The sequence below is a fragment of the Pseudomonas sp. 3-2 genome, assembly GCF_019710535.1.
GTDB lineage: Bacteria > Pseudomonadota > Gammaproteobacteria > Pseudomonadales > Pseudomonadaceae > Aquipseudomonas > Aquipseudomonas pharyngis.
The window spans coordinates 3,865,571-3,890,510 of the sequence record NZ_CP081200.1 but is presented as its reverse complement, the minus strand read 5'-3'; the positions used below and the strand labels follow the sequence as shown (position 1 = coordinate 3,890,510).

The following is a 24,940-nucleotide window of genomic DNA, read 5'->3' as shown; positions in this document are numbered from 1 at the left end:
ATGCGGGGCGTCGCGAAAAGATCGCAGCCTTTTGCAGTTTCTCCGGGAACTGCAAAAGGCTGCGATCTTTGCTTTTTCTCGTCTGCCGGAAAGTCTCCCCGCTATTCCATTGACCTGCCACAGACCCACGACTAACGGACCATGGATAATGGCGTTGTAGTGGCGTTTAATGCAGTCACAACAATGAGAACAAGCGTGGGGTAACAAAATGACGAGAGATGGATCTCTGGTTGCGGCTCTGCCTGCACCAGTTGTTTTGCCGAAGAATCGCTGGCTGACGCCGACCCTGCAAAGCATCGCCCTGATGCTGTTGCTGGCCGGGATGAGCCTGGGCGAATGGCCCTTGTACATCGGCATGCCGCTGGCGGTGCTGATCGTCTGGCTGCCGCGCCTGCGTTCCCGGGCGGTTCCCGATGCGCAAACGGTCGACAGCAGCAACGCGATGTCCGAGCTGACTCGCGACCTTTCCTACACCACCAGTCATAACGCGCTATCAGCTGCTGGCGTGGCGTTTTCCGTCAAGGAGCTGGCCGGCAAGCTTCAATCGCAACTCGACGCCGCCGCGCAGATCGTCAACAACGCTGAAGTGATGATCGCCACTGAGCAAGCCACTTCGCAGCTCAGCCGTGAAGCCTTGGGCGCTGCCAGCGAAGCCCATCACTGCAGCGCGGCGGGGCGCACCGAACTGGTGGATTCGATCTCGCGCATGCATCAGCTCAGCCAGCGTGCCAATGCCAGCCGCGAACTGATCGAAGCCTTGAGCCAGCGCAGTGACGACATTCAGCGCGTGACACTGGTGATTCAGTCCATCGCCAGTCAGACCAACCTTCTTGCATTGAACGCCGCCATCGAAGCGGCCCGGGCCGGCGAGCACGGTCGTGGATTTGCAGTGGTCGCGGACGAGGTACGCGGCTTGGCAGCGCGTACCGCGACGGCCACTGGCGAAGTGGGCGAGATGGTCGCCGACATCCAGCAACGCACGGCGCAGGTGGTGGAGCAGATTCGCCAGCTCTCCGACGATTTGCACACGGGCGTCGAGCAGGTCGAACACACCGGTCAGCACCTGGAAAACATCGCGCGACTGGCAGCCGGGGTGGAAACCCAGGTTGGCGAAATCGCCCGAGGCGCGGAAACCAATCGTGAACAGCTCGACAGTCTGTTCACCGCCATCGAGCAGATGCGCAGCGATCTGGCGATCAGCGACCAACAGACCCGGCGTCTGGCCGAGGCCGCCGTGCAGATGGAAGGGCAGGCGGAAACCATCAGCGAACGTCTGGCCGAAGTCGGGCTGGATGACTATCACCAACGCATCTACGACCTCGCCCGCGAAGGGGCCAGCCAGATTGCCGCGCGGTTCGAGGCCGATGTCGAGCAGGGACGCATCAGTCTTGAAGACCTGTTCGACCGCCAGTATCAACCGATTCCCGACACCCAGCCGGCCAAGTTCCAGACTCGTTTCGATCGCTACACCGATCAGGTGCTGCCGGCCATTCAGGAGCCGTTGCTGCCGCGCCACGAAGGTCTGGTGTTTGCCATCGCCTGCACGCAGCAGGGTTATGTTCCGACCCACAATCAGGCGTTCAGCCAGCCACTGACCGGGGATGTGCAGGTCGATACCGTCAATAATCGCACCAAACGCAAATTCGCCGACCGCACCGGCATCCGCTGCGGCAGCCATCAGCAACCCGTACTGTTGCAGACCTACACCCGCGATACCGGCGAGCTGATGCATGACTTGTCGGTGCCGATCATGGTCAAGGGCCGGCATTGGGGCGGGTTGCGTCTGGGCTATAAACCGGAGAAGCCGCGCTGAGGCATTGTTGCCGGAACTGCAATTAAGCTGTGCAGCGGCGTTGCTGTTTCCTCTTGTTCCAAATCATTAACATGCCCACATAGTTAGGTTGCTAATGAAGTTGGGAGGTCAACATGCAATGCAGAGTCGATGTCGCGGTGATGATCGGCAGCGGTGTACCCGCCGGTCTGCGCGCGATGGGGCAAAGTGTCTGCTGGGTGGTGCTGCTCAATGGCGAGCAGCGCGGCACCGCTTTTGCCAGTCGCGACGAAGCCGAGGAGTGCAGGGCGGCGTGGCTCGCGCAATTGAGCGCCAGTGCCGGAGGCAGCCTGCACTGATTGAGATCATTTGCCCCGGTGCAGGCGCACGTTCAGTTCATCGACCATCACCGCTTCTTCGCCATCGGCACGCAGCCATTCCTTGAGCAATTGCGCCTGCTGCGGGCTCCAGAATTTGGCGTCGATCAGCTTGGTATCGGCATCCAGCGGATGGGCTTCGATGAAGTCGTCGATCGCCGTTTCCTCCGAAGGCAGTCCTAATTGGTCGAACAGGGTTGTCAGATTGTACGCAGGCAGTTCCATGGTTTACTCCTTGAAGGATGGTGGGGGCGATCGCTCTCTTTATCTGAGGTGCTCGCTGGCCAGGAGTTCGATCCGGGATTCCAGTGAACGGGCGAGGGCGCAAGCGGCGTTGTGATTCTCACGGAAACCTCTGACAAGCCCCGTCGACTTTTCCCTGATATGGAAAAAGCCGTTGCCCGCCGGGATTACCTGAAACAACGGTGCCTGACCGCAAGACTCGATTGCAGGAACAGTCTCGAAGGCTGGAGTGTTCAAGGTAAAGGCGGGTTCGTGAGTCACGGCAAAATGCGTCATAGTGCACATATGAAGTCCTTTTCATGGATTGACCCGCATTTACAGGGTGTTGCGGGTAGTCGCGAACAGCATCGCTGCTCTAGAATCGCCAACACCTGTTGACGGCATGGCCCTATCTAAAGCAATTTTTTGCGTGCGATATGTCGGAAAAGTGCTTTTGTTGGTGAGTTTTTTCCCTAAAGTTCGTAGTCAGTTTTTCCTGGCCGGCCGTGCTGCGTTTTCCTTCAACATTTGGAGAACGTCTTTGCAGGTTTCGCGAGTGGCATTCCAGTAGTCTTGTGCAACTCGCGTTGAATGAGCACTTCGCTCGCTCAGGCGTATATTCGAGTCATCGCGCAACACCTTCGGCCCGGCCGACTTTTTCTGCTGTGCGCGCTTTCGCGTATGGCACTCTTTTCAAGTGTGGGGATGTTTCTTTGGCAGTCAGTAACCTCGATATGCATGCTTTGTTCGTGCTGGGTGATTTGCGGGCAAAGCTGGTCAAGCAGTTTCAATCACGTTTTGTTTACATCACCGAGCAAAACGCCGAAGGCATTTACGTTGCCGAGATCGACACCGAAAGCGCATTGGTGGTCGATGACAAACCTGGCCTCAAGCTCAAGGTCGGCGATCATTTCAGCGCGTCGGTACTGCCCAGCCGTGAAGGCGGCAAGATGGACATCCGCTTTCGCGAAATCAAAATGACTGTGTACGGTTTGGGCGACTACGCGTTCGTCACCACGGCCGATGGCCACGCCATCGTGTTCAAGGAAGGCCACAGCGCGGTTACCGTGTTTGCCGCCAATGAACAACTGCAGGAAGGCCTGACCAAAACCCTGAAAGCCGTCACCGCCAAAGCCGCCAAGTGGCGCAAGGGCGAACTGGTGACGTTCAAGGCAAGCGAGTGAGCCGCGCCGATTTCCATTTGCAGAACCTCGACAGCGCCCGTGAAGAAGCACGTCGACTGTTCACTGCGAAGGCCGAGTTGAAGGGCGCCTGGCTGGGTTGGGTCGCCTCGCAAATCTACGCCTTGCAGCCTGCGGAATACGCCAGCATGGTCAGACGCGAGCTGAAGAGCCTGCAGGAAATGTCTGAAAAGTAGCCTCGTGCGTGTCATGCCCCTGAAAAAGCAGGAACCTCGTCTACAGTCAGTTGACTGAGTATTCAGAGGCTTGCGGTCTTCTGTCAGGCCATCCTGCTATTGCTGTGAACGGCACGAGGTGCAAAAGCATGAACGGATTTCGACGGTTGCTGGCTGCTGGGTTGACCACATTCGGCCTGATGACGGTGGTGCCTTCGGTGAGCGCGGCACAGGCGCCGATTCACTTTGCCGATCTGAACTGGGAAAGCGGCAGCCTGATCACCGACGTCCTGCGGATCATTGTCGAGAAGGGCTATGGCCTGCCGACCGACACCTTGCCGGGCACCACCATCACCCTTGAGACTGCGCTGGCCAACAATGACATTCAGGTCATCGGCGAAGAGTGGGCCGGGCGCAGTCCGGTATGGGTCAAGGCGGAGGCCGAGGGCAAGGTCGTCAGCCTGGGCGACACGGTCAAAGGCGCTACCGAAGGCTGGTGGGTGCCGGAATACGTGATCAAAGGCGATCCGGCCAAGGGCATCAAGCCACTGGCGCCGGACCTGCGAAGCGTCAGCGATCTGAAGAAGTACAAGGACGTGTTCAAGGATCCGGAAACCCCGAGCAAGGGCCGATTCCTCAACAGCCCGATCGGCTGGACATCGGAGGTAGTGAACAAGCAGAAGCTCACGGCGTATGGCTTGCAGAATGACTTCACCAATTTCCGCAGTGGTTCCGGTGCTGCGTTGGATGCCGAGATCAGTTCATCGATCCGCCGGGGCAAGCCGGTGCTGTTCTATTACTGGTCGCCGACGCCGTTGCTCGGCAAGTTCAAGCTGATCCAACTCGAAGAGCCGCCGTTCGATGCCGAGGCCTGGAAGACCCTGACCGACGCCGACAACCCCAATCCGAAACCGACCCGGTCACTGGCCTCGAAGCTGTCGATCGGGGTGTCCACGCCGTTCCAGAAGCAGTATCCGCAGATCGCCGAGTTCTTCAGCAAGGTCGACTTTCCGATTGATGATCTGAACAAGGCGCTGGCCGAGATGAGTGAAAAACACACACCACCTCGGGATGCGGCGACAGCGTTCATGAAGGCGCATCCGGATGTGTGGCAGGCGTGGCTGCCGAAGGATGTGGCAGATAAGGTTTCAGCTGATTTGAAATAGAGGTTGAATCAACGGACCTCATCGCGGGCAAGCCCGCTCCCACAGGTTTTTCGGTGTGCTCTGAGCTTTGAAAACACATCGATTCCTGTGGGAACGGGCTTGCCCGCGAAGCTTTTAGAAGCGGGTTTGCACAGCCAGCTCAAAGGTGCGCGGTGTGCCGAGGTAATACGCCGGCGATACATGGGCGAACTCGGCATACACCTCATTCGTCAGGTTGCGCACCCGCCCGGTCACGGTGGTGTGCGAGTCCAGCTTGTAGCTGAGAAAGCTGCCAAACAACGTGTACGACGGCACGGTCATGGTGTTGGCCGTGTCGGCGAACACCGACGCCACGTACCGCGCATCGACCCCGCCTTGCCACTGCGGCGAGAAATCATAGGTCAGCCACAGATTGCCCACCCGGTCCGGCACGTTGGTCGGTGTAATGCCCTTGCGCGAAACCACTACGCCGGCGGCGTTCTTCTCGTTGAACTCATCGTATTGCGCATCGACCCAGGCGAAGTTGCCTTCGGCCAGCAGCTTGTCGGTGATCCGCAGCGAGCTGGCAATCTCGATGCCCTTCGAAGTCTGCTGGCCGACCGGAATGCTGCTGGTCGGGTCCAGTGGATCCGTCACTGCGAAGTCCTTGCGCTCGATGGTGTAGGCGGCCACTGTCGCCGAGCCGCGCCCGTTCAGGTAGTCGAACTTGCTGCCGATTTCCCATTGCTTGCCGGTCGAGACATCGAAGTCCTGCGTGCCATTGGGTTGCTCGGCGGCGGTGCTGTATTGCACGTACACATTGGCTGACGGTATGAACTGGTATGTCATGCCGACACGCCCTGTGACCGGTTCCCAACTGCGCTTCAAATGACGCGGGTTGCTCGCGGTCACCGTGCGATGGTTGGTCACGTCGAGGTCGATGTCGTCATAGCGCAGACCGGTCAGCAGCGAGAGCTTGTCGGTCAGTGCCAGGCGGTTTTCGGCAAACAGCGCTTTGGTCGTGACTTCGTTGGTCTTGTCGCTGACGAAACCCGGCATCGTTCCGGGGATGTCATAGAAATGCCCCGGTCGGTAGTTGTTCGGGTCCACCGCGCTGGCGCCTTTGACGTTCAGCGGCGAGTTGGTGGTCTGGTTGACCTTGTACTCGAATCCGCCGGACCAGGTGGTGTCGAGGCCGAACAGGGTGTTGTCGTGGCGCAGTTCGAATTGGTTGCCGTTCTGCTCGCCCTGGTGTCGCACCTGATACGCAGTGGAGCGGTTCACCGCGCTGTTGTCGGCGTTGTATTGATAGGTTTCCAGGTTGCGGTAATCACGCTGACTGTCGAGGTGATAGAGGGTGTTGCGCAGGGTGGTGCTGTCGTTGATCCGGTAATCGATGATCGAGCGCACCCAGATCGTCCGCTGCTCGTAGCGGCCGTCCTCGACGTTGTAGTTGTTGAAGCGGTTGTGCTTGTCGATCTTCAACTCGCCGGCCTTGGGGTTGAGCACCGGCGTGCCCCAGTACGGGCTGTCCTCATGTTCGTCCTGATATTCCAGGGCCAGGGTGTGCGAAAGGTTTGGCGTCAGGTCGCTGAGCAACGAGAACGCCACGCTCCAGGCATCGCGTTCCTGGCGGTCAATGTAGCCGTTGCTGGTGTTGTGGCTGACGTCGAGTCGCGCGTAGTGCTGCACGTCGGCGCCGGGGTCGGTCAGCGCGTGATTGAGGCCGAACGCGGTTTCGGTGGTGTCGTAGGTGCCATAGCTGACCCGGCCTTCGATGGCTTGCTCGTCGCGGGTGGCCAGTTTGGTCACGTAGTTCAGCGAGCCACCGACCGAGCCCGCGCCGTTGATCAACGATGACGGGCCGCCGATCAGTTCCACCCGGTCATAAATCCATGAATCCACTGGCCGCGCCAGTCCCCCGGAAACGTTGACGCCGTTGAACATCTGAGTGATCTGGCTGCTGGTGAAACCGCGATAGGAGACGAACCCGCCAAAGCCCGGCGGCGCACTGGCGTTCACGCCCGGCAAGGTGTTGGCCGCGTCCTGAAAGTTTTGCGAACCGCGACGTTCGATGTCACTGCGGTTGGCAATGGCCACCGAGGCCGGGGTGTCGCGCACGCTGAGGCCGAGGCGCGAGGCCATGCCGCTGGACTGGTCGAGGCTCAGGGCGGGTTCGGCGCCGGACTCGCCGTCAATAGTGATCGGCGCCAGATCCACGGTGGATTGCGCCCAGACGTTGACGGACAGGCAGCCGCACAGGCTCGCCAGCAAGGTAAGTTGTTTCATTGATTGAATCCTGAATGCTTGTTCTCGGAGTCAGCGCACAGGCGAACGCCGCGCGTTGGCGCAGTGGGCTGACAGATCAAAAAGGCAAGGGCACTCAGGCGAGCGGCGGGGCGCGGGGATTGGCCGAAGGCCAGATGAAGCGGGCAGGACGGTCGGCGCTGACGATGGCCGGCAGCGGCGGGCTGTGTTGTTCCGGCAGGATCGCCAGGGTCAGGCTGGAGTTGAACGCCGGGCCCATGCCGCCGGTGGAGCACAGTGGACAGCCGAACGCCTTGGCCAGGGTCGGCAGTTTTTCTTCGGTGGGACTCGAGGCGAGCGGCGCCTGGGTGCTCGGGTCGACGGCACAGAACTGGCCGCCGATACCGTTGAGCTGCATGCCGACCATTTGTCCGTGACCGATGCTGCAGGCGAACACGTTGAACAGGACGCAGCAATAGAGCATCCAGGCCAGCAGCGAGCGATCGGTACGGGTGAATTTCATGGGGCGGCACTTTACCGCACCGCCGATCGGTCGTGCACATGGAAAAATGCCGACTAGGATGTTTTGTTCAAATCCCTTTCAAGGATTCTCGACCATGACCTTTGTGTTGGCTCAATGGCTGGTGACGATATTCGCGGTGATCAGCCTGATGCATGTGTATTGGGCGATGGGTGGGCAGTGGGCGGCCGTTGCGGTGGTGCCGCAGGTTCCGGTGGATAACGGCGGGCTGACCCTCAGGCCTGCGTTCAAGCCGTCAGGCTGGATCACGCTGGTGGTGGCGGCAGCTCTGCTACTGATTGCCGCACTGGTGTGCATGCGAGTGGGGTGGTGGCTGCCCGCCGTGCATCACTGGGCACTGCAGTGGGTGATCAGCGCGATTGCGCTGCTGATGTTTGCGCGGGCGATCGGCGATTCGGAGCTGGTGGGTTTTTTCAAGGAAGTGAAGGGGTCGCGGTTTGCCCGGCTCGACACTTGGGTTTACTCGCCGCTGTGTCTGATATTGGGAGCCGGGCTGTTGGCTGTCGCCTGGATCTAGCTGCCGGTTTCAGTACGCCGGCTGCTGACCTCGGCCGGCACGTCATCCCCGGCCATACGCTTGCGGAACAACGCCGCCCGCGCCAGCAGCAGGGTGGTCACCGGCACGGTGATCGACAGCAGAATCGGGATCAGCCATGCGTGCAGCACCGGCCCGGACTTGAGTGCGGAAAAACAGATGATCGAGGCCAGCGCCACGCACCACGCGCCCAGCGTCGAGGCCAGCGCCGGGGGGTGCATGCGCTGGAAGTAATCCTTCATCCGCAGCAGGCCGGTCGCACCGATCAGGGCGAAAATACCGCTGAGCACCAGCAGAATCGCCACCGGGATTTCCACCCACAAAGACAGTTCAGCGTTCATTCGATCACCTCGCCACGCAGGAGGAATTTCGCCAGGGCAAACGAGCCGACGAAGCCGAACAGCGCGATCAGCAGCGCCGCTTCGAAGTAGGTATCACTGGCATAACGAATCCCCAGGGTCAGCATCATCAGCATGGCGACGATGTACAGGTAATCCAGCGCCAGTACCCGGTCCTGCGCCGACGGGCCTTTGAACAGGCGCACCAGCGTGAGGACCATGGCCAGGGAGAACAGGAACAGCGTCAGCAGAATCGCATTCGACAGCAGCGGGCTCATTCGAAAATCTCCATCAACGGCCGCTCGTAAGTGACCTTGAAGTGCTGGATGAATTGCGCCTCGTCATCCAGATCCCAGACGTGCAGCAACAGAATGCTGCGATCCAGTGCCAGTTCCGACCACACCGTGCCGGGCACCACCGTACAGATCATCGACAGCGCCGCCAGACCGTTGGCATCGCGCAGGTCCAGCGGCACCTTGATGAAGCGTGAACGAAGCGGCCGACGACCGGCGTTGAGTACGCCCCAGGCCACCTGCAGGTTCGAGACGATCACGTCACGCCCGACCAGCAGAAACAATCGCAGGATCGTGCCCGGGCGGCGGATGTGAATCCGCTGCGGGCGCAATTTGCGCATCATCAGCGGGGCGCAGAAACCGAGTACGGCACCCAGCAGCAGGTTGCCCGGGCTGACCGACAGGTTCAGTACCAGCCACAGCAACCACAGCGCAAGCGACAACCACGGAGCCGGAAACAGACGCTTCATGGTTGCACCTCCAGCAGCGCAGCCTTGGCTTCCGGGCTCGGCACGGCGCGAGTGCCAAGCACCGCCATCACGTATTGCTGCGGATTGTTCAGGGCATCGGCCGCTGCCTGGGTGTAACGCAGCAGCGGTTCAGCCTTGAAGGTCAGCGCGATGCTCAGGCCGAGCAGCAGGAAAATCGGCGTGCATTCCAGTTTGCGCAGCAGCGGCGACGGTCGCTCTTCAGGCGACCAGAAGCGCTGGATCCCCAGGCGCGAGAACGCCATCAGCGAGCCGAGCCCGGTGAGAATCAGCAGGGCCAGCAACGCCCAGGCGGCATTCGAGATCGGTTCGCCGGCGCCGAGGCCCAGCGGGTTGAGCAGGGCGCCGATCAGGTTCAGTTTGCCGATGAAGCCGGACAGCGGCGGCATGCCGATGATCAGCAGAGCGCAGGCAATGAAGCTCAGACCGAGGAACGCCATGGTCCACGGGATCACCTGACCGACCACGGCTTTCTGATCGTCGTCGAGGTTGATGCCCTTGACCGGTCGTTGCCATTCCTGCGGACGCGGCAGCAGTTCATTTTCGTCTTCCAGCGGTACTTCGATGGCGGTGCGCGAACGTTCGATCAATTCGGCCAGCAGGAACAGCGCGCTCAATGCCAGGGTTGAGCTGACCAGATAGAACAGCGCGGCGCCGATCAGGTTCGGCTGGGCGAAACCCACGGCCGACAGCAGGATTCCCGCGGATACCAGAATGCTCAGGCTGGCCATGCGTTCCAGGCGTTGCGCGGCGATGATCGCCACACCCGCGCCGGCCATGGTGGCCATGCCTCCGTAGATCAGCCAGTCGCCGCCAAAGTACGCCGAAGCGCCGGCCTGGCCCGAGAACAGCAGCGTCCACAGGCGCAGCAAGGTGTAGACACCGACCTTGGTCATGATCGCGAACATCGCCGCGACTGGCGCGCTGGCCGACGAGTAGGCCGGCACCAGCCAGAAGTTCAGCGGCCACATGCCGGCCTTGGCCAGGAACGCCACGGCCAGAATTCCCGCGCCGGCGTGCAGCAGGCCACGGTCGGCCTCCGGCACCAGCGGGATCTTCAGGGCCAGATCCGCCATGTTCAGCGTGCCGGTCACACCGTAGATCAGCGCCGCGCCGATCAGGAACAGCGACGACGCCAGCAGGTTGATCGAGATGTAATGCAGCCCCGACGACACCCGCGCCCGGCCCGAGCCGTGGAGCAGCAGGCCGTAGGATGCGGCGAGCAGCACCTCGAAGAATACGAACAGGTTGAATAGGTCCGCCGTCAGGAATGCGCCGTAAAGGCCCATCAACTGAATCTGGAACAAGGCGTGGAAGCTCGACCCGGCGCCGTCCCAACGAGCCATGGCGAACAGCAGGGCGCTGACGCCAATGATTCCGGTCAGCACCAGCATCAATGCCGACAGACGATCGACCACCAGCACGATGCCGAACGGCACCTGCCAGTTGCCCGGCAGATAAACCCCAATCGAACCGGGCACGCCGGTGGTCTGGGTCCATTGCAGCAGTATCACCGAGATGCCGAGGCCGAGGAGGCTGGAGAACAGGTTGATTTTCGCCTTCAGCGGACGGTGCTTTTCGCCGAGCATCAGCATGATGCCGGCGGTCAGCAGCGGCAGCAGAATCGGTGCGGCGATAAGGTGAGTCATCGCCGTCATTCCTTGGGCTCCCTTCCGTCAACGTGGTCGGTGCCGGTCAGGCCCCGTGAGGCCAGCAACACCACCAGGAACAATGCGGTCATGGCGAAGCTGATGACGATGGCCGTCAGCACCAGCGCCTGGGGCAGCGGATCGGTGTAATTGAGCAGGTCCTGCGGCACGCCGTCCTTGATGATCGGCTCCTTGCCGATGAACAGGCTGCCCATGCTGAAGATGAACAGATTGACGCCGTAGGACAGCAGGCACAGGCCCATCACCACCTGGAACGTCCGTGGTCGCAGGATCAGCCAGACCCCAGACGCGGCGAGCACACCGATGGCGATTGCGATGACTTCTTCCATCAGACGGCTCCTTTGGCGGCAGCGGTTTTGTGGCCCCGGACCGATTGGTGGGCGAGGGCGGTGAGGATCAGCAAGGTCGAGCCGACCACCACGGCGTAGACGCCGATATCGAAGAACAGCGCGCTGGCGATATGGATATCACCCAGCAGCGGCAGGCTGAAATGCCAGGTGTGGGTGGTCAGGAACGGATAACCGACCGCCATCGCCCCGAGGCCGGTGACGGTGGCGAACAGCAGGCCGGTGCCCATCCAGCGCAGTGGGCGCAGGCTCATTTGCGCCTCAACCCACTGAGTGCCGGCGACCATGTATTGCAGGATGAACGCCACCGACATCACCAGACCGGCGACGAAGCCGCCACCCGGCTGGTTGTGCCCGCGCATGAACAGGTAGAACGACACCACCAGCGCAATCGGCAGCAGCAGGCGCACCAGTACCGCCGGCACCATCATGAAACCGAGCGCGGTGTCGCTGGCCGAGCGCGGGTTGACCAGATCGGTCACCACGTCGGGGGCGAGCAGGCGCTGCTGGGCCGGCAGTTGCAGGCTTTCTTTCGGCGGGCGGAAGCGACGCAGCAGGGCAAATACGGTCAGTGCCACGGCGGCGAGCACTGTGATCTCACCAAGGGTGTCGAAACCACGGAAATCCACCAGCATCACGTTGACCACGTTGCTGCCGCCGCCCTCGGGCAGGGCGCGACTCAGATAGAATGAGGAAATGTCGTTCGGCGTCTGCCTGGTCAGCATCGCGTAGGACAGCAGCGCCATGCCGCCACCGACGGCAATCGACAGCAGCAAGTCGCGCAGACGTCGAACCCGCGCCTTGCGCAGGCTGCTTGGCAGCGGCGAAACCTCTTCGATCCGCCGTGGCAGCCAGCGCAGGCCGAGCAGGATCAGCACGGTGGTCACCACTTCGACCACCAGTTGCGTCAGGGCCAGATCCGGCGCCGAGAACCAGACGAAGGTTACGCAGGTCATCAGGCCGCAGACGCTGACCATGGTCAGTGCGGCGAGACGGTGATACTTGGCCTGCCACGCAGCGCCCAGGGCGCAGGCGATTGCCAGCAGCCACAGGGTCACGAACACGATCGAGCCCGGGATCTTCGGCCGGTCGCCCCAGCTCAGGTTGCTGTGCAGCATCGGGATCAGCCCGGCCAGCACCGCCGCCAGCACCATCAGGAACAATTGCGCTTGCAGGCGCTTGGTGCCGATTCGTCGCTCCAGGCGTCTAGCCAGGCGCATCATCGCCACCAGGCTGCGTTCAAACATTCGCTTGCCGTTAAGGCGACCCGCCAGCGGCGGATACTTGAAGCGGCCGCGCTTGAGCTGGTTGCGCAGCAGCAGATACAGCACGATGCCGCCGGACATGGCGATCAAACTCATGATCATCGGTGCATTGAGGCCGTGCCAGATCGCCAGGCTGTATTGCGGCAGCACGCCGCCCACCACCGGCAAGGCGGCAGCGGCGAGCAACGGGCCGACCACCTGGGCCGGGAAAATCCCCACCAGCAGGCAGGTGAACACCAGCAGTTCCACCGGTGCACGCATCCAACGCGGCGGTTCGTGCGGGGTGTGCGGCAGGTCGGTGGCGGTCGGGCCGAAGAATACGTCGACGGTGAATCTCAGCGAGTAGGCAACGCTGAACATCCCGGCAATAGTAGCGACGATCGGCAGGCTGGTTTCAACCCAGGCGGTGGCGTTGATGAACACGGTTTCGGCGAAGAACATCTCCTTGGACAGGAAACCGTTGAGCAGCGGCACGCCGGCCATGGACGCACTGGCGACCATCGCCAGGGTGGCGGTGAATGGAATCAGTTTGAACAGGCCGTTGAGCTTGCGGATGTCGCGGGTGCCACTTTCGTGGTCGATGATCCCGGCGGCCATGAACAGCGAGGCCTTGAAGGTCGCGTGGTTGAGAATGTGGAACACCGCCGCCACAGCGGCGAGCGGACTGTTCAGTCCCAGTAGCAGCGTGATCAGACCGAGGTGGCTGATGGTCGAGTAGGCCAGCAGCCCTTTGAGATCGTTCTGAAACATCGCGCAGTACGCGCCGAGCAACAGCGTGGCGGCACCGGCGCCGCTGACGATGTAGAACCATTCTTCGCTGCCGGACAGCGACGGCCACAGGCGGGCCAGCAGGAAAACCCCGGCCTTGACCATGGTTGCCGAGTGCAGGTACGCCGAAACCGGTGTGGGTGCCGCCATCGCGTGGGGCAGCCAGAAGTGGAAGGGGAACTGGGCGCTTTTGCTGAGGGCGCCGATAAGAATGAGGGGAAGCAGGATGGGGTAGAGGGCATGTGCGCGAATCAGATCGCCGGCGGCCAGGACCTTGTCCAGGTCATAGCTGCCGACCACATGGCCGAGGATCATGACCCCCGCCAGCAGGCATAATCCTCCCGCACCGGTGACCATCAACGCCATGTACGCACCACGGCGCGCGTCGTGGCGGTGGTGCCAATAGCCGATCAACAGGAACGAGAAAAGGCTGGTCAGCTCCCAGAAGAACACGATCTGTATCAGGTTGCCGGAGATCACCAGCCCGAGCATGGCGCCCATGAACGCCAGAAAGAACGCGAAGAAACGCGGCACCGGATCGTCCGGCGACATGTAATAGCGGGCATATAAGGAAACGAGGGTGCCGATGCCCAGCACCAGCATCGAGAACAGCCAGGCGAAGCCGTCCATGCGCAGGACGAAGTTCAGGCCCAGGCTGGGCAGCCAGGTGAATTCTTCGCGGATCACGCCGCCGTGGGCGATCTGCGGATACAGCATCGCGACCGAGACAGTGCCGATCAGTGCGACCAGACCTGCCAGCAGGGATTCGGCGTTACGTGCGTTGTGCGGCAGCACGGCTGCCAGACAGCTGCCCAGAAAAGGCAGAAGCAGTAGAACTATCAGGGACATAGGCTTCTAATCTGCGGAAGTTTGTGAAGCATCATACGTGCCAGCTCCCGGATCGCCAAACGCGAGGATGTCTCTGAATCCTACAAAGTAGCCGTAAAACCCCCGTTTAGCCTTCGGTCTCGTGTTCCAATTCTTCCGTGACTGTTTGTGTCTCTTTGCCTTTGGTCTTCAATTCACTGACGATCACCGCCGCCACGATCAAGCCTGCACCCACCAATGCAATCGCTGGCAGACGCTCTCCCGCGATGCGCCCGACGATTCCGGCCCACACCGGCTCACCGGCGTAGATCAAGGTCGCGCGGGTCGGCGAAACACTTTTCTGCGCCCAGTTCATCGCCACCTGAATCGCCGCACTCATCGCGCCCAGGCCTAGGGCGGTGCTCAGCAACAGCCACGAGAAATCCGGAATCGCCTCGCCGGTCGGCACCACCATCAAGAAAGACAGGGCCGAGGTTACCGCCAGTTGCACCACCGTCACTCGGCGCACATCCACCTGCCCGGCGTAGTTACTGATGAGGATGATTTCGGCCGCAATCGCGATGGCGCTGATCAGCGTGGCGATTTCACCGGGGCTGAAATTCAGCGAAGCCCCGGATGGCCCGGAAAGCAGCATCAGTCCGGTAAACGCCAGCATGATGCCGATGCTCGGCATCAAACCCGGGCGCCGGCCGAGCACCAGCCATTGCAACAGCGGCACGAACGGCACGTACAACGCCGTGATGAACGCCGACTGGCTGCTTGGGATACTCTGCAACCCAACGGTCTGCAAGCCATAACCGAGCAGGATCGCCACGCCGATAAAGGCGCCAGCCTTGAATTCGAACAGGGTCAGTTCCCGCAGGTGTTTCCAGGAGAACAGCGCAACAATGCCTGCGGCGGCGGCAAAGCGCAGGCCGACGAAAAACATCGGGCCGCTGACGGTCATGGCGTGTTGCACCAGCAGGAAGGTGCCGCCCCAAAGCATGGTGATCAACACCAGCACGCACTCGGCTTTGCTGAACCGGGAAAACCGCAGGGGAGTTTGAGGGGAGTTGGCTGACGTCATGACCTTGCGCACTTTTAAGAAGGAGACGCACAATGCGCCAAATGGTGCGCAGTATACTGCCCAACCCCAGCCAGTGAGCAATATAGTGCACAGAGATTCCGTTCAGCGGGCTTCAGTCCTGCAACACGTCAGCCAGAACGTCCGGCGCCTGCGCCACGCCGCCGACATGAGCCAGACGGCCCTCGCCGAAAAGTCCGGGGTCAGCCGCCGAATGCTGGTGGCCATCGAGGCGGGTGAGAAGAATGTCAGTCTGACCACCCTCGACCGCGTCGCCGAAGCCCTCGAAGTGGCCTTCAGCGATCTGATCCAGGCCCCGGACAATCGCGATCCCGGCCGTATCAACGAACTTGCCTGGGCCGGCAGCATCCCCGGCAGCAAAGCCGTTTTGCTATCCAAGGCCAATGCCACCCGCGCGGTGGAGCAGTGGGAATGGTGCCTGCAACCGGGTGAGGTCTATCCGTCGCAACCGGACGCCGAGGGCTGGAGCGAACAGATCTTTGTGTTCGAAGGTTGCCTGACGCTGATGCTCGGCGACCAACCCCAGCAAATCGCGGCCGGCGAGTTTTTCATGTTCGCCAGCAATCAGCCGCACACCTACCGCAATGATGGGGAAGTGGCCGCGCGCTTCGTGCGCAATGTGGTGATCTGACGCCAGTCACCGTCGGTCGGATATAGCCTTTTACCTGTTATTTCTGACAGTAGACGTACATATCACGTCGCCATTCAATGGTTCCAGGCAACGTCGTTGCTCAGCTCTCCTCTGTGGGCAGAGTTCATCCTCGTTAAAAAGGAATAAAGAAATGGAACTGGAAGCGCTCGAAATGAAAGAAGCAATTGGAACGGTACTCAGCCTGAAGAACGTGCCCGCAAAGGGGGCGACGGCCTTAATTCCAGTTCCTCCTCTTGCCGATCCCGACGATTTTGTCGAATTGAGAATCAACGCTAAGGCAGTAGGCCCGGCTCAGTCGCCGGGCCCTGATATTGGTGGTTATTATGAGTTGCTGATTCCACGAACGGCGCTACTTGACAATCTTGGTGCTGGAAGGACATTCGACTATATTTACTGGGCGGGGGGTACTAACGAGATAACATCTAAACCCGTCCAATACGACATCACCCACTGATTGTTAACTCCATGGCAGGTCACGCATCTTTGGTGGCCTGCATTCTCATGTGTTTGCTGATCAACAGTAAAACCACATTCTGTTGAGTGGTTTCCAGGTACGGGATCAGATTTTGATCTTAACTGTTTGATTTAAAACAACTAATAAAACTGGCACGACTTCTGTATTGACGCCTGTGAAAACATTTTTCGCTGGAGTCGCTTCATGCCCGTCTTTGTCCAATGCTTACCTTCCCCTCCTGTTATTCATGGAGTGCAGGGCAGGTACAATTTCAATCGTCACAGAAGTGATGTTTCTTGTGGCAGTTTTCGAATTAGCAGCATTGCTACTCCAATTTTTCGGAGTGCCATCTGATGCCCCGCGAAATCCGCCTCAACGCCTTCGACATGAACTGCGTCGGCCATCAGTCGCCGGGCCTGTGGGCTCACCCTCGGGATCGCTCCTGGCAATACAAGGATCTGGAGTACTGGACCGATCTGGCGAAAGTCCTTGAGCGTGGCAAGTTCGACGGCTTGTTCATCGCCGACGTGCTGGGCATCTACGACGTCTACAACGGCAATGGCGAAGCGGCGATCCGGCAGGCGGCGCAGGTGCCGGTCAACGATCCGTTGCAACTGATTCCGCCGATGGCGCTGGTCACCGAACACCTCGGTTTCGGCCTGACTGCTTCGCTGTCCTTCGAACATCCGTATCCATTCGCCCGACGCCTGTCGACCCTCGATCACCTGACCAAGGGCCGGGCCGGCTGGAACATCGTCACCTCTTATCTGGAGAGCGGCGCGAAGAACATTGGCCAGCACGCCCAGACCGAACACGATGCGCGCTACGACTTCGCCGAGGAATACCTGGAGGTCTGCTACAAACTGTGGGAAGGCAGTTGGGAAGAGGGAGCGATCCTGCGGGATCGCCAGCGGCGGATTTTCAGTGACCCGAGCAAGATCCACGAGATCCGCCACCACGGCAAACACTTCCAGGTGCCGGGCATTCACCTTTGCGAACCGTCGCCGCAGCGCACGCCGGTTCTCTACCAGGCCGGCGCGTCCAGTCGTGGCAAGCAGTTTGCTGCCGAGCATGCCGAGTGTGTATTTGTCGCGGCACCGTCGAAAATGCTGCTGAAGAAAACGGTGGCCGACATCCGCCGCCGCGCCGCCGAGGCCGGGCGCGATCCGTCGAAGATCCTGATCTTCAATCTGCAAACGGTGATCTTGGGCGAGACCGACGTCAAGGCCAAAGCCAAGTTCGAAGAATACAAATCCTGGGTCAGCTACGAGGGCGCGATGGCGCTGATTTCCGGCTGGACCGGCATCGACTTCAGCCGCTTCAAACCGGACGAACCGCTCAAACACGTGCACACCAACGCGATTCAATCGGCGGTCGAAGCGTTTTCCACGGCGGATCCGAACAAGGTCTGGACGCCCAGCGAACTGGCCGATTGGGTCGGCATCGGCGGCTTCGGTCCGCTGTTTGTCGGCAGCCCGGAAACGGTGGCGGACCTGTTGCAGGAATGGGTCGATGAAACCGACGTCGACGGCTTCAACCTGGCCTACGCGCTGACCCACGAAACGTTCATCGACGCCGTGGAATTGCTGGTGCCGGAGTTGCAGAAGCGCGGTGTCTACAAGACCGAGTACGCGCCGGGGACCTTGCGCGAGAAGCTGTTTGGCGAAGGGCCGAGACTGCCGGAGATCCATCCGGGCAGCGGCTATCGAAACCTCGGCGAGCTGCATCGGCAGGAGAAAAAGGTCGCGTCTGTCTAGACGTCTTCGCGGCGTCTGAATGACACTGGCCCGAGCATATCCTCAGCTGCGAGAACGGCATGACTCAAATCGATACAACCGCCACCCGTCACGCCGACATCCTGATTGTCGGCGGCGGCCTCAGCGGTACGATGCTGGCTGTGCAATTGCTGCGTTTGCCGGGGTGCAGAACGATTCTGGTGATCGAGCCCCGGGCCGAACTGGGCCGGGGCGAAGCGTACAGCGCGGTGGAACTGGGCCACACGCTCAACGGCAATGCGGCGCGGATGAGCGTCGATCCGGACAATGCCGATGACCTGACTCAATGGCTGACCGATCACATCGCTGGCGGTGGCTGGCCGGAGTCGGATCAGCAACATGTACCGGTCAGCGAACTGTTTCCACCTCGGGGTTTGTTCGGCGTGTATGTGCAGCAGCGTCTGGCCGAAGCGCAGCAGGTGGGCGCACAACACGGGTCGACGGTCGAGCATGTACGGGCCGAAGTGGTCGATGTGCAGGCTTCCAACGATTCCGTACAGCTCACTTTGAGTGACGGCCAGCAACTGCGGGGCGCTTATGCGGTGCTGGCGACCGGCATGTTCCCGGCTGCCCGCACACCGCAAAAAGACTCCAGCGGCCTCAACGCGGCGGCGCTCGATCCGTGGGATGTCGCGGCCATGCGCCAGCTCGATCCACAATCCACGGTGCTGATCATCGGCTCCGGCCTGACCATGGTCGATGCCGTGGTGTCGCTGGAGCAGGCCGGGCATCGCGGGCCGATCGAGGTGTTTTCCCGGCACGGGCTGTTGCCCCATGTGCGTCGGCAGCCGCCTGCGTGGGTGGACTTCCTCGCCGAAGATCACAGCATCCGCACGCCGCGCCAGTTACTGCGCGAATTGCGCCGGCATTGCCGCGACGCCATCGCCCAAGGCATCGACTGGCAGGCGCCGCTCGACACCGTGCGGGCGCACATCGGTCATTTGTGGAGCCAGGCCAGCGATGCGCAGCGCCGGCAGTTCGTGCGCCATGTGCGACCGTGGTGGGAAAGTCATCACCATCGTTCACCGCCGCTGAGCGCGGAACTGGTCGAGCGACTGCATCGGGAAGGGCGATTGCGCATTCATGCGGCGTCTTACAAGGGGCTTGAGCCGGTATCGGGCGACGGCGTGGGTATCCGCATTCGCCCTCGCGGTGAGGCTGAAACCCGCGTGGTGCAGGGCGCGGCGTTGATCAACTCAAGCGGCATCGAATACGACTGGCGCCGGGTCGCGCGACCTTTGCCACAGCAATTGCTGGCGCGCGGTCTGGTTCGCCCGGGGCCGTTGGCGCTGGGCATCGCGGCGGCGGTGGACGGTGCGGTGATGGATGAAGAGGGTCGGGTCTCGAACCGCCTGTTCGCCATGGGCCCGCCGCTGCGTGGCATGTGGTGGGAAAGCACCGCTGTCACCGACGTGGCGTTGCAGGCCAAGGCGCTGGCCGCGCGACTGGTGCGCTGACGCCCGAATGCAAGAAACCCCGCTTCGGCGGGGTTTCCTGTTTCTGGCAGCTCAAACCGATCACTCAGTAGCGCTGATATTTGGAACCGAATTCCGGGCGGTTTTCCGCGACGTACAGTTTGGTCTGTTCGGCGTTCTGTTGCAGTTTGAGGCCTTGGTGTTCGGCGTCGTTGCTGACGGTGTCGACGTTCAGGGTACCGGACTGGCCAATGGTCGTAGCCGCGACAACCGGGGTGCTGGCGTGTGGGGCAGCGATGGCGGAGGTGGCGCCGATCAGGGAAACGATGAAGCCGAGGGCGATGATGTCTTTCATGATGTTGCTCCAGAGAGTGGGGAGAAGATGGGGCCCACTGTAGTGCTGGAGGGTTTTGATGTGAAAACACCCTTGCGCATAGTTGTTATCGAAGGTGTTGATGCGCGATCAGCGCGGTAGGGTATTGCTCAGCCAGCGCTGGCGCAGTTGCTCCAGACGACCGTCGGTCCGCAACGTATCCAGCGCCTGCTGCCAGCGTGCAACCTGTTTCGGATCGGTCTGCGGCGAAAAGGCAATGTAGGTGTTCTGTTTCATCAACGGGATCTGGTACTGCAGGCGTCCCGGCTCCATGCCTTGTTCGCGGGCGAGGGCGGCCTTGGACCAGGTATCGGAGACCACGAAATCGGTACGTCCCAGGCTGAACAGTCGCATCATCTGTTCCGGGGTTTCCACGCCGTAGAGGTTGTTCAGGTCTTGCCCTTGCAGGTAGCTGTAGACCAGCCATTTGCGCGGCACGGTGATCCGGCCCAGGTGATCGGCTTCACGCAGGCTGTGCACGGGAGGCTGGAGATTGTCGCGGGCGTACAGCGCGGTTTCGACTTCGATCAGCGGCCCGACCCATTGATAGCGATCGTCGCGTTCGTCGGTACGCAGCACGGTGAATACGCCGGTGTCGGGGGTATCGCTGGCCATGCGCAGGGCGCGCAGCAGCGGGACTTGTTGCAGATGGATACGATCGCCGGTCTGGGTCGCCAGGGCCTGCACCACGTCCACACCGAATCCTGCGAGCTGATTGCCTTGCATGAAATGCAGGGGCGGGTGGTTGTCGGTGAGCAGTTGCAGGTCCGCCGCAGTGGCCGTCAGGGCCAGCATTGACAGCAGACAGGCGGCAAATCGTTTCATGGATCGTCCCTGAACAAAACAATCGCGCAGCTTAGTACGAGCAGTGATGACTGTCGTGGGGAAACAGCGGGGCTTTTGTGTCAGAGAACAAGGCTTATCGGTAGTGATCGCTGCGGGGGCAGAGCGCCCCCGGCAGGAATCGACAACGGCGGGTACAGACGATCAGTAGCGCTGGTACTTGGAACCGAACTCGGGACGGTTCTCGGCGACCAGTACGCTGCGGGCCGAACGTTCGCGCAGCTCCTGAAGGCGATCTGCACCACCCTCGGCGACGCGTTCACGCAGTTCTTGCAAGCGATCCGCGCCGCCTTCTGCCACGCGTTCGCGCAGTTCCTGCAAACGGTCGGCACCGCCTTCAGCAACGCGTTCACGCAGTTCCTGCAAACGGTCGGCGCCACCTTCGGCAACGCGATCCTTCTGCAGGTTTTCCGAACCGTACTCGGCAACCAGTGGTTGGGAGCTGGCGGACGCCAGGTCGGCCATGGCCAGGCCGCCGAGCAGGCTGAGTGCGAGTACCAGGGATTTCGAGGACTTGAACATGGTGCTTCTCCTTGCGTTTGATGATGAGTGAACCAGTGCTTTCTGGTGGGTTCATTCAAACGCGAGGGTGTATCGCTGATATGTGGTGTTACGGCCCAAAAACACCGGTTACGTATCTGCGCGGCGAATTTATACAGAGCGATACAAATCCGTCAGGATTCGGCGAGCATCTCCACGGCGAAGGAGAACACATAACCCTCGTTGCGCACGGTCTTGATGTAGGTCGGCTCGCGGGAGTCGTCCAGCAGCCGCTGACGCAGGCGGCTGACCAGCAAATCGATGGAGCGGTCGAACAGGTCGGCGTCACGGCCCTGAGTCAGATTGAGCAACTGGTCGCGGCTGAGCACCCGTTGCGGATGATCGAGAAACACCCGCAGCAAACGATACTCGGCGCCGCTGAGGGCGACCATGGTGTCGTCTTCATCGAGCAGGTGGCGGGCGGTGGTGTCCAGGCGCCAGCGGCCGAACGCGAGCAGCCGCCCGGTTTCGGTGATCAGCAGATTGGGCGGCAGCATTCGCGTGCGGCGCAGCACGGCGTTGATCCGCGCCAGCAGCTCGCGGGCGGCGAAGGGTTTGGTCAGGTAATCGTCGGCGCCCATTTCCAGGCCGAGGATGCGGTCTGTCTGGTCGTCGCGGGCGGTGAGCATCAGGATCGGGATCGCCTTGTGCTTGCCGGCGCGCAACTCGCGGCACAGCACCAGCCCGTCATCGCCGGGGAGCATGATGTCGAGCACGATCAGGTCGACCGTGTTGGCTTCCAGAAAGCTGCGCATCTGCCGGCCATCGGCGACCACGGTGCTGCGCAGGCCGTTTTTTGTCAGGTAATTGCCGACCAGTTCGCGGATCTCGCGGTCATCGTCGACGATCAGGATGTGGTTGATGTGATCCATGGTTCACACTCTTTTTGTGGGAGCGAGCTTGCTCGCGAAGGCGGTCCGTCAGTCAACAAAGATGCTGAATTCGATGGCCCCTTCGCGGGCAAGCCGGCTCCCACAGTGTTATGGGATGCCCTGAAGAATGGGTCTTCAGGCTTATTCATAGGCGGTGTCAGGACACCACGCGATAGCACGGCACATACGCCGCGCCACCCGGCAGTTTCATCCGGTGCTGGGCGACGAAGGCTTTGAGCAGCAGATCGAGCGGCTGCATGATCGCGGCGTCGCCACGGATCTGATACGGCCCGTGTTCCTCGATCAGACGAATGCCCTTGTCCTTGACGTTGCCGGCGACAATCCCGGAGAACGCGCGGCGCAGGTTGGCCGCCAGTTCATGAGGCGGCTGATCGCGGTGCAGCTTGAGGTTGGCCATGTTTTCGTGGGTCGGGTCGAACGGGCGCTGGAAGCCTTCGTCGATTTTCAGCAGCCAGTTGAAGTGGAACGCATCGTTGCGTTCGCGGCGGAACTGCTTCACCGCTTTGAGGCCCGCGGTCATCTGCCGCGCCACTTCGGCCGGGTCGTCGATGATGATTTCGTAGTGCTTTTTCGCCGCCTCGCCGAGGGTGGCGGTGACAAAGGCGTCCAGTTGTTCCAGGTACGGCGCGGCGTGTTTCGGCCCGGTCAAAATCACCGGGAACGGCAGCCCGGCGTTGTCCGGGTGCATCAGGATGCCCAGCAGGTACAAGAACTCTTCGGCAGTGCCGGCGCCGCCCGGGAAGATGATGATGCCGTGGCCGACGCGGACGAAGGCTTCCAGGCGTTTTTCGATGTCCGGCAGGATCACCAGTTCGTTGACGATCGGGTTCGGCGCCTCGGCAGCGATGATGCCCGGCTCGGTCAGACCGAGGTAACGGCCACCGTGAATCCGCTGTTTGGCGTGGGCGATGGTCGCGCCTTTCATCGGGCCCTTCATCACGCCGGGACCGCAGCCGGTGCAGATGTCGAGGCTGCGCAGGCCCAGTTCGTGGCCGACTTTCTTGGTGTATTTGTATTCTTCGGTGTTGATCGAGTGGCCGCCCCAGCACACGACGATTTTCGGCTCGACGCCCGGGCGCAGGGTGCGCGCGTTGCGCAGCAGGTGGAAGACGTAGTCGCTGATGCCCTGGGAGGTGCTGAGGTCGATGCTCAGGGCGTCGAGTTCGTTTTCGGTGTAGACGATGTCGCGCAGGGCGCTGAACAGCATTTCCCGGGTGCTGGCGATCATTTCGCCGTCGACGAAGGCGTCGGCCGGAGCGTTCAGCAATTCCAGGCGCACGCCGCGATCCTGCTGGTGGATGCGGATTTCGAAGTCTTTGTAGGCTTCAAGGATGGTCTTTGCGTTGTCGACATGGGCGCCGGTATTGAGGATTGCCAGGGCGCACTGGCGAAAGAGGGTGTAGGTGCTGCCGGTTCCGGCCTGGCTCAGTTGCTGAACTTCACGTTGGGAAAGGGTTTCGAGGCTGCCTTTCGGGCTGACCGAGGCATTGATTACGTGTCGTTGGGTCATGCAGTGATCCTTAAAACGATGTCATTGCCGGCCTGGCCAATGGCATCCGAATAGTGTGTATCCATGAATGAAGATGGCACGATCTGCGTGGTATCGCCATGTCCCCGTTGGACGTAGAAAAGATGAAAAGGCGCTCCAGCATAGCTAAATCCGCCTCAGAGGCGATAATGCGCCGGCCTCTTTTTATTTCAAGCCATGGAAGCCTGTCGCGATGTTCGAGATTCAACCGATCGATGCCATCAGTTATCGCCAGCAGACCCGGCGCAGCACGCTGATCATCGCGTTGCTGTTTCTGGTGCTGGCGATGGCGTTTTCGACGGCGGCGGTGGCGCTGTTCGGCGAGCCGGGCGGGGATAATCTGCGGTTCAATGTTGGCGGGGTGTTTGGCGCATTTCTGCTGACGGCGGCGTTGTTGCGCGGGCGTTTCTGGAACCAGACCTGGATGGCTCCGGCAGTGTACGGCTGGCGGCTCAAGCGCAGCCTGATGAGCGTCACCAATGTGATGCATCAGGTGACGGCGGCGGTGGAGAAGGGTGATCCGGTGGCGATGAAGGTGCTGCGTTTCTATCACCTGGGCCTGACTCAGATGCATGAACTGGATGGCAACGCCAGCGATCACGCGCAATTGCACCGGGAAGTCGAAGCGCACAAGGCGCGGATGGAGGCGCTCGGTCTGGACACCGATCAGACGCGCCTCGATCCGGCCTGGCTGGAAACCTTGAAAGCGCGCTAAAACGGAATGCGCGCGGCGCGTCTGAGTTTCCAGCGGCGAATCAGGCGCCCGTAGACCAGCAGGTTGACCGCCAGCACCACGCTGCCCAGTACCAGCTGAATCTGCGTGGTCAGCCCGGCCGGGTAGATGATCGGCCAGACGTAATGTTCGATGAAGCCGCCGGCATACTCTGTTTGCCCGGCGGCGTGGCGCATCAGGTTTTCCCAATAGGTCAGCGGACAGGTCAGGTGCAACACCTCGACCGCCACGCCCCAGGCCGCCGCCGGCAAATGCAGCCACATCAGCCGCGGCCACTTGAGCACCAGCAGTCCGCCGAACAGCACGAACAGAATGAACAGCAAATGAAACAGCACCAGCCCGTCGGCGGCTATTCGATACAGCATGTCGTCTCCCTGACGCGTGTGTGAATGGTTGCCATGTTACGCCCGTAAACGACTGACGGAAGGAAGGATTTGCGCCAACTGCGCAAGATTGTTCAAGCCATGAAAGGGCGTTTG

Annotated in this window: 28 protein-coding genes; 11 read left to right on the top strand and 17 right to left on the bottom strand. The window is 61.1% G+C overall.

Annotation, left to right across the window (positions count from 1 at the left end; all coding sequences use genetic code 11):
• Positions 1-208: 208 nt before the first annotated feature.
• Complete coding sequence (locus K3819_RS17420) at positions 209-1,813, top strand: methyl-accepting chemotaxis protein (protein ID WP_221397569.1); 1,605 nt, start codon at positions 209-211, stop codon at positions 1,811-1,813.
• A 113-nt stretch (positions 1,814-1,926) separates the two neighbouring features.
• Positions 1,927-2,130 carry a hypothetical protein gene (locus K3819_RS17415; protein ID WP_221397568.1) on the top strand — a complete coding sequence of 68 codons (204 nt, stop codon included), beginning with the start codon at positions 1,927-1,929 and terminating at the stop codon, positions 2,128-2,130.
• A 6-nt stretch (positions 2,131-2,136) separates the two neighbouring features.
• On the opposite strand, the gene K3819_RS17410 is transcribed toward K3819_RS17415, so the two are convergent.
• The gene (locus K3819_RS17410; RefSeq protein ID WP_221397567.1) at positions 2,137-2,373 is read right to left on the bottom strand and encodes a DUF2789 family protein; all 237 of its coding nucleotides are present in this window, start codon (positions 2,371-2,373) and stop codon (positions 2,137-2,139) included.
• Between the two features lie 39 nt (positions 2,374-2,412).
• Complete coding sequence (locus tag K3819_RS29490) at positions 2,413-2,676, bottom strand: hypothetical protein (RefSeq protein WP_260328934.1); 264 nt, start codon at positions 2,674-2,676, stop codon at positions 2,413-2,415.
• Positions 2,677-3,083: 407 nt separating this feature from the next.
• Here K3819_RS29490 and K3819_RS17405 point away from each other — a divergent pair, with 407 nt between their 5' ends.
• From K3819_RS17405 to K3819_RS17395, 3 genes are all read left to right on the top strand, one after another.
• Positions 3,084-3,554, top strand: coding sequence for a hypothetical protein (locus K3819_RS17405; RefSeq protein WP_007950541.1), 471 nt, complete (start codon positions 3,084-3,086; stop codon positions 3,552-3,554).
• Positions 3,551-3,748 (top strand): hypothetical protein, encoded by a 198-nt coding sequence (locus K3819_RS17400; RefSeq protein ID WP_039767035.1) that lies wholly within the window; start codon positions 3,551-3,553, stop codon positions 3,746-3,748. Before K3819_RS17405 ends, K3819_RS17400 begins: the two co-directional genes overlap by 4 nt.
• A 128-nt stretch (positions 3,749-3,876) precedes the next feature.
• Positions 3,877-4,893, top strand: a complete 1,017-nt coding sequence (locus K3819_RS17395; protein WP_064597408.1) for an ABC transporter substrate-binding protein — start codon at positions 3,877-3,879, stop codon at positions 4,891-4,893.
• A gap of 114 nt (positions 4,894-5,007) precedes the next feature.
• Here K3819_RS17395 and K3819_RS17390 read toward each other — a convergent pair whose 3' ends face one another.
• The gene (locus tag K3819_RS17390) at positions 5,008-7,140 is read right to left on the bottom strand and encodes a TonB-dependent siderophore receptor (RefSeq protein ID WP_221397566.1); all 2,133 of its coding nucleotides are present in this window, start codon (positions 7,138-7,140) and stop codon (positions 5,008-5,010) included.
• Between the two features lie 94 nt (positions 7,141-7,234).
• Positions 7,235-7,621 carry a DUF2946 domain-containing protein gene (locus tag K3819_RS17385; protein WP_221397565.1) on the bottom strand — a complete coding sequence of 129 codons (387 nt, stop codon included), beginning with the start codon at positions 7,619-7,621 and terminating at the stop codon, positions 7,235-7,237.
• Between the two features lie 94 nt (positions 7,622-7,715).
• Between K3819_RS17385 and K3819_RS17380 the strand changes: the two genes are divergently transcribed.
• Positions 7,716-8,156, top strand: a complete 441-nt coding sequence (locus tag K3819_RS17380) for a DUF3995 domain-containing protein (RefSeq protein WP_007950535.1) — start codon at positions 7,716-7,718, stop codon at positions 8,154-8,156.
• Here K3819_RS17380 and K3819_RS17375 read toward each other — a convergent pair.
• The 7 genes from K3819_RS17375 to K3819_RS17345 all read right to left on the bottom strand — a co-directional run bounded on the left by K3819_RS17375 (position 8,153) and on the right by K3819_RS17345 (position 15,237).
• Complete coding sequence (locus tag K3819_RS17375) at positions 8,153-8,515, bottom strand: Na+/H+ antiporter subunit G (RefSeq protein ID WP_064379433.1); 363 nt, start codon at positions 8,513-8,515, stop codon at positions 8,153-8,155. The genes K3819_RS17380 and K3819_RS17375 overlap by 4 nt on opposite strands.
• Positions 8,512-8,790, bottom strand: a complete 279-nt coding sequence (locus K3819_RS17370; RefSeq protein ID WP_011334688.1) for a K+/H+ antiporter subunit F — start codon at positions 8,788-8,790, stop codon at positions 8,512-8,514. Before K3819_RS17370 ends, K3819_RS17375 begins: the two co-directional genes overlap by 4 nt.
• Positions 8,787-9,275, bottom strand: a complete 489-nt coding sequence (locus K3819_RS17365) for a Na+/H+ antiporter subunit E (RefSeq protein WP_007950533.1) — start codon at positions 9,273-9,275, stop codon at positions 8,787-8,789. Before K3819_RS17365 ends, K3819_RS17370 begins: the two co-directional genes overlap by 4 nt.
• Complete coding sequence (locus K3819_RS17360; protein WP_085610608.1) at positions 9,272-10,951, bottom strand: monovalent cation/H+ antiporter subunit D; 1,680 nt, start codon at positions 10,949-10,951, stop codon at positions 9,272-9,274. Before K3819_RS17360 ends, K3819_RS17365 begins: the two co-directional genes overlap by 4 nt.
• Entirely contained in the window at positions 10,948-11,292 is a 345-nt protein-coding gene (locus tag K3819_RS17355) for a Na+/H+ antiporter subunit C (protein WP_003192163.1), read from the bottom strand. The genes K3819_RS17360 and K3819_RS17355 overlap by 4 nt, the downstream gene beginning before the upstream one ends.
• Entirely contained in the window at positions 11,292-14,192 is a 2,901-nt protein-coding gene (locus tag K3819_RS17350; protein ID WP_221397564.1) for a monovalent cation/H+ antiporter subunit A, read from the bottom strand. The genes K3819_RS17355 and K3819_RS17350 overlap by 1 nt, the downstream gene beginning before the upstream one ends.
• Before the next feature lie 106 nt (positions 14,193-14,298).
• On the bottom strand, positions 14,299-15,237 hold the full coding sequence (locus K3819_RS17345) for a DMT family transporter (RefSeq protein ID WP_085648382.1): 939 nt from the start codon (positions 15,235-15,237) through the stop codon (positions 14,299-14,301).
• A gap of 85 nt (positions 15,238-15,322) precedes the next feature.
• Here K3819_RS17345 and K3819_RS17340 point away from each other — a divergent pair, with 85 nt between their 5' ends.
• From K3819_RS17340 to K3819_RS17325, 4 genes are all read left to right on the top strand, one after another.
• On the top strand, positions 15,323-15,886 hold the full coding sequence (locus K3819_RS17340) for a helix-turn-helix domain-containing protein (RefSeq protein WP_085610605.1): 564 nt from the start codon (positions 15,323-15,325) through the stop codon (positions 15,884-15,886).
• Positions 15,887-16,037: 151 nt separating this feature from the next.
• Complete coding sequence (locus K3819_RS17335; protein WP_221397563.1) at positions 16,038-16,361, top strand: hypothetical protein; 324 nt, start codon at positions 16,038-16,040, stop codon at positions 16,359-16,361.
• 353 nt (positions 16,362-16,714) lie between these two features.
• The gene (locus K3819_RS17330) at positions 16,715-18,118 is read left to right on the top strand and encodes an LLM class flavin-dependent oxidoreductase (protein ID WP_221397562.1); all 1,404 of its coding nucleotides are present in this window, start codon (positions 16,715-16,717) and stop codon (positions 18,116-18,118) included.
• Between the two features lie 59 nt (positions 18,119-18,177).
• On the top strand, positions 18,178-19,593 hold the full coding sequence (locus K3819_RS17325) for an FAD/NAD(P)-binding protein (RefSeq protein WP_221397561.1): 1,416 nt from the start codon (positions 18,178-18,180) through the stop codon (positions 19,591-19,593).
• Between the two features lie 64 nt (positions 19,594-19,657).
• Here the strand turns inward: K3819_RS17325 and K3819_RS17320 are convergent, their stop codons facing one another.
• From K3819_RS17320 to ppnN, 5 genes are all read right to left on the bottom strand, one after another.
• Positions 19,658-19,906 carry a hypothetical protein gene (locus tag K3819_RS17320; RefSeq protein ID WP_085610602.1) on the bottom strand — a complete coding sequence of 83 codons (249 nt, stop codon included), beginning with the start codon at positions 19,904-19,906 and terminating at the stop codon, positions 19,658-19,660.
• 108 nt (positions 19,907-20,014) lie between these two features.
• Positions 20,015-20,749 (bottom strand): ABC transporter substrate-binding protein, encoded by a 735-nt coding sequence (locus K3819_RS17315; protein ID WP_085610601.1) that lies wholly within the window; start codon positions 20,747-20,749, stop codon positions 20,015-20,017.
• Positions 20,750-20,911: 162 nt separating this feature from the next.
• The gene (locus K3819_RS17310; protein ID WP_011334679.1) at positions 20,912-21,289 is read right to left on the bottom strand and encodes a hypothetical protein; all 378 of its coding nucleotides are present in this window, start codon (positions 21,287-21,289) and stop codon (positions 20,912-20,914) included.
• 152 nt (positions 21,290-21,441) lie between these two features.
• Entirely contained in the window at positions 21,442-22,179 is a 738-nt protein-coding gene (locus K3819_RS17305) for a response regulator (protein WP_039766999.1), read from the bottom strand.
• 157 nt (positions 22,180-22,336) lie between these two features.
• Entirely contained in the window at positions 22,337-23,710 is a 1,374-nt protein-coding gene (gene ppnN / locus K3819_RS17300; protein ID WP_085610598.1) for a nucleotide 5'-monophosphate nucleosidase PpnN, read from the bottom strand.
• A 211-nt stretch (positions 23,711-23,921) separates the two neighbouring features.
• On the opposite strand from ppnN, the gene K3819_RS17295 reads away from it, so the two are divergent.
• A complete protein-coding gene (locus tag K3819_RS17295) occupies positions 23,922-24,443 on the top strand; it encodes a DUF3087 domain-containing protein (RefSeq protein ID WP_085610597.1) in 522 nt (173 codons plus the stop codon).
• Here the strand turns inward: K3819_RS17295 and K3819_RS17290 are convergent.
• Entirely contained in the window at positions 24,440-24,826 is a 387-nt protein-coding gene (locus K3819_RS17290; protein ID WP_085610596.1) for a DUF2784 domain-containing protein, read from the bottom strand. The two genes, K3819_RS17295 and K3819_RS17290, sit on opposite strands and share 4 nt — an antisense overlap.
• Between the last annotated feature and the right edge of the window lie 114 nt (positions 24,827-24,940).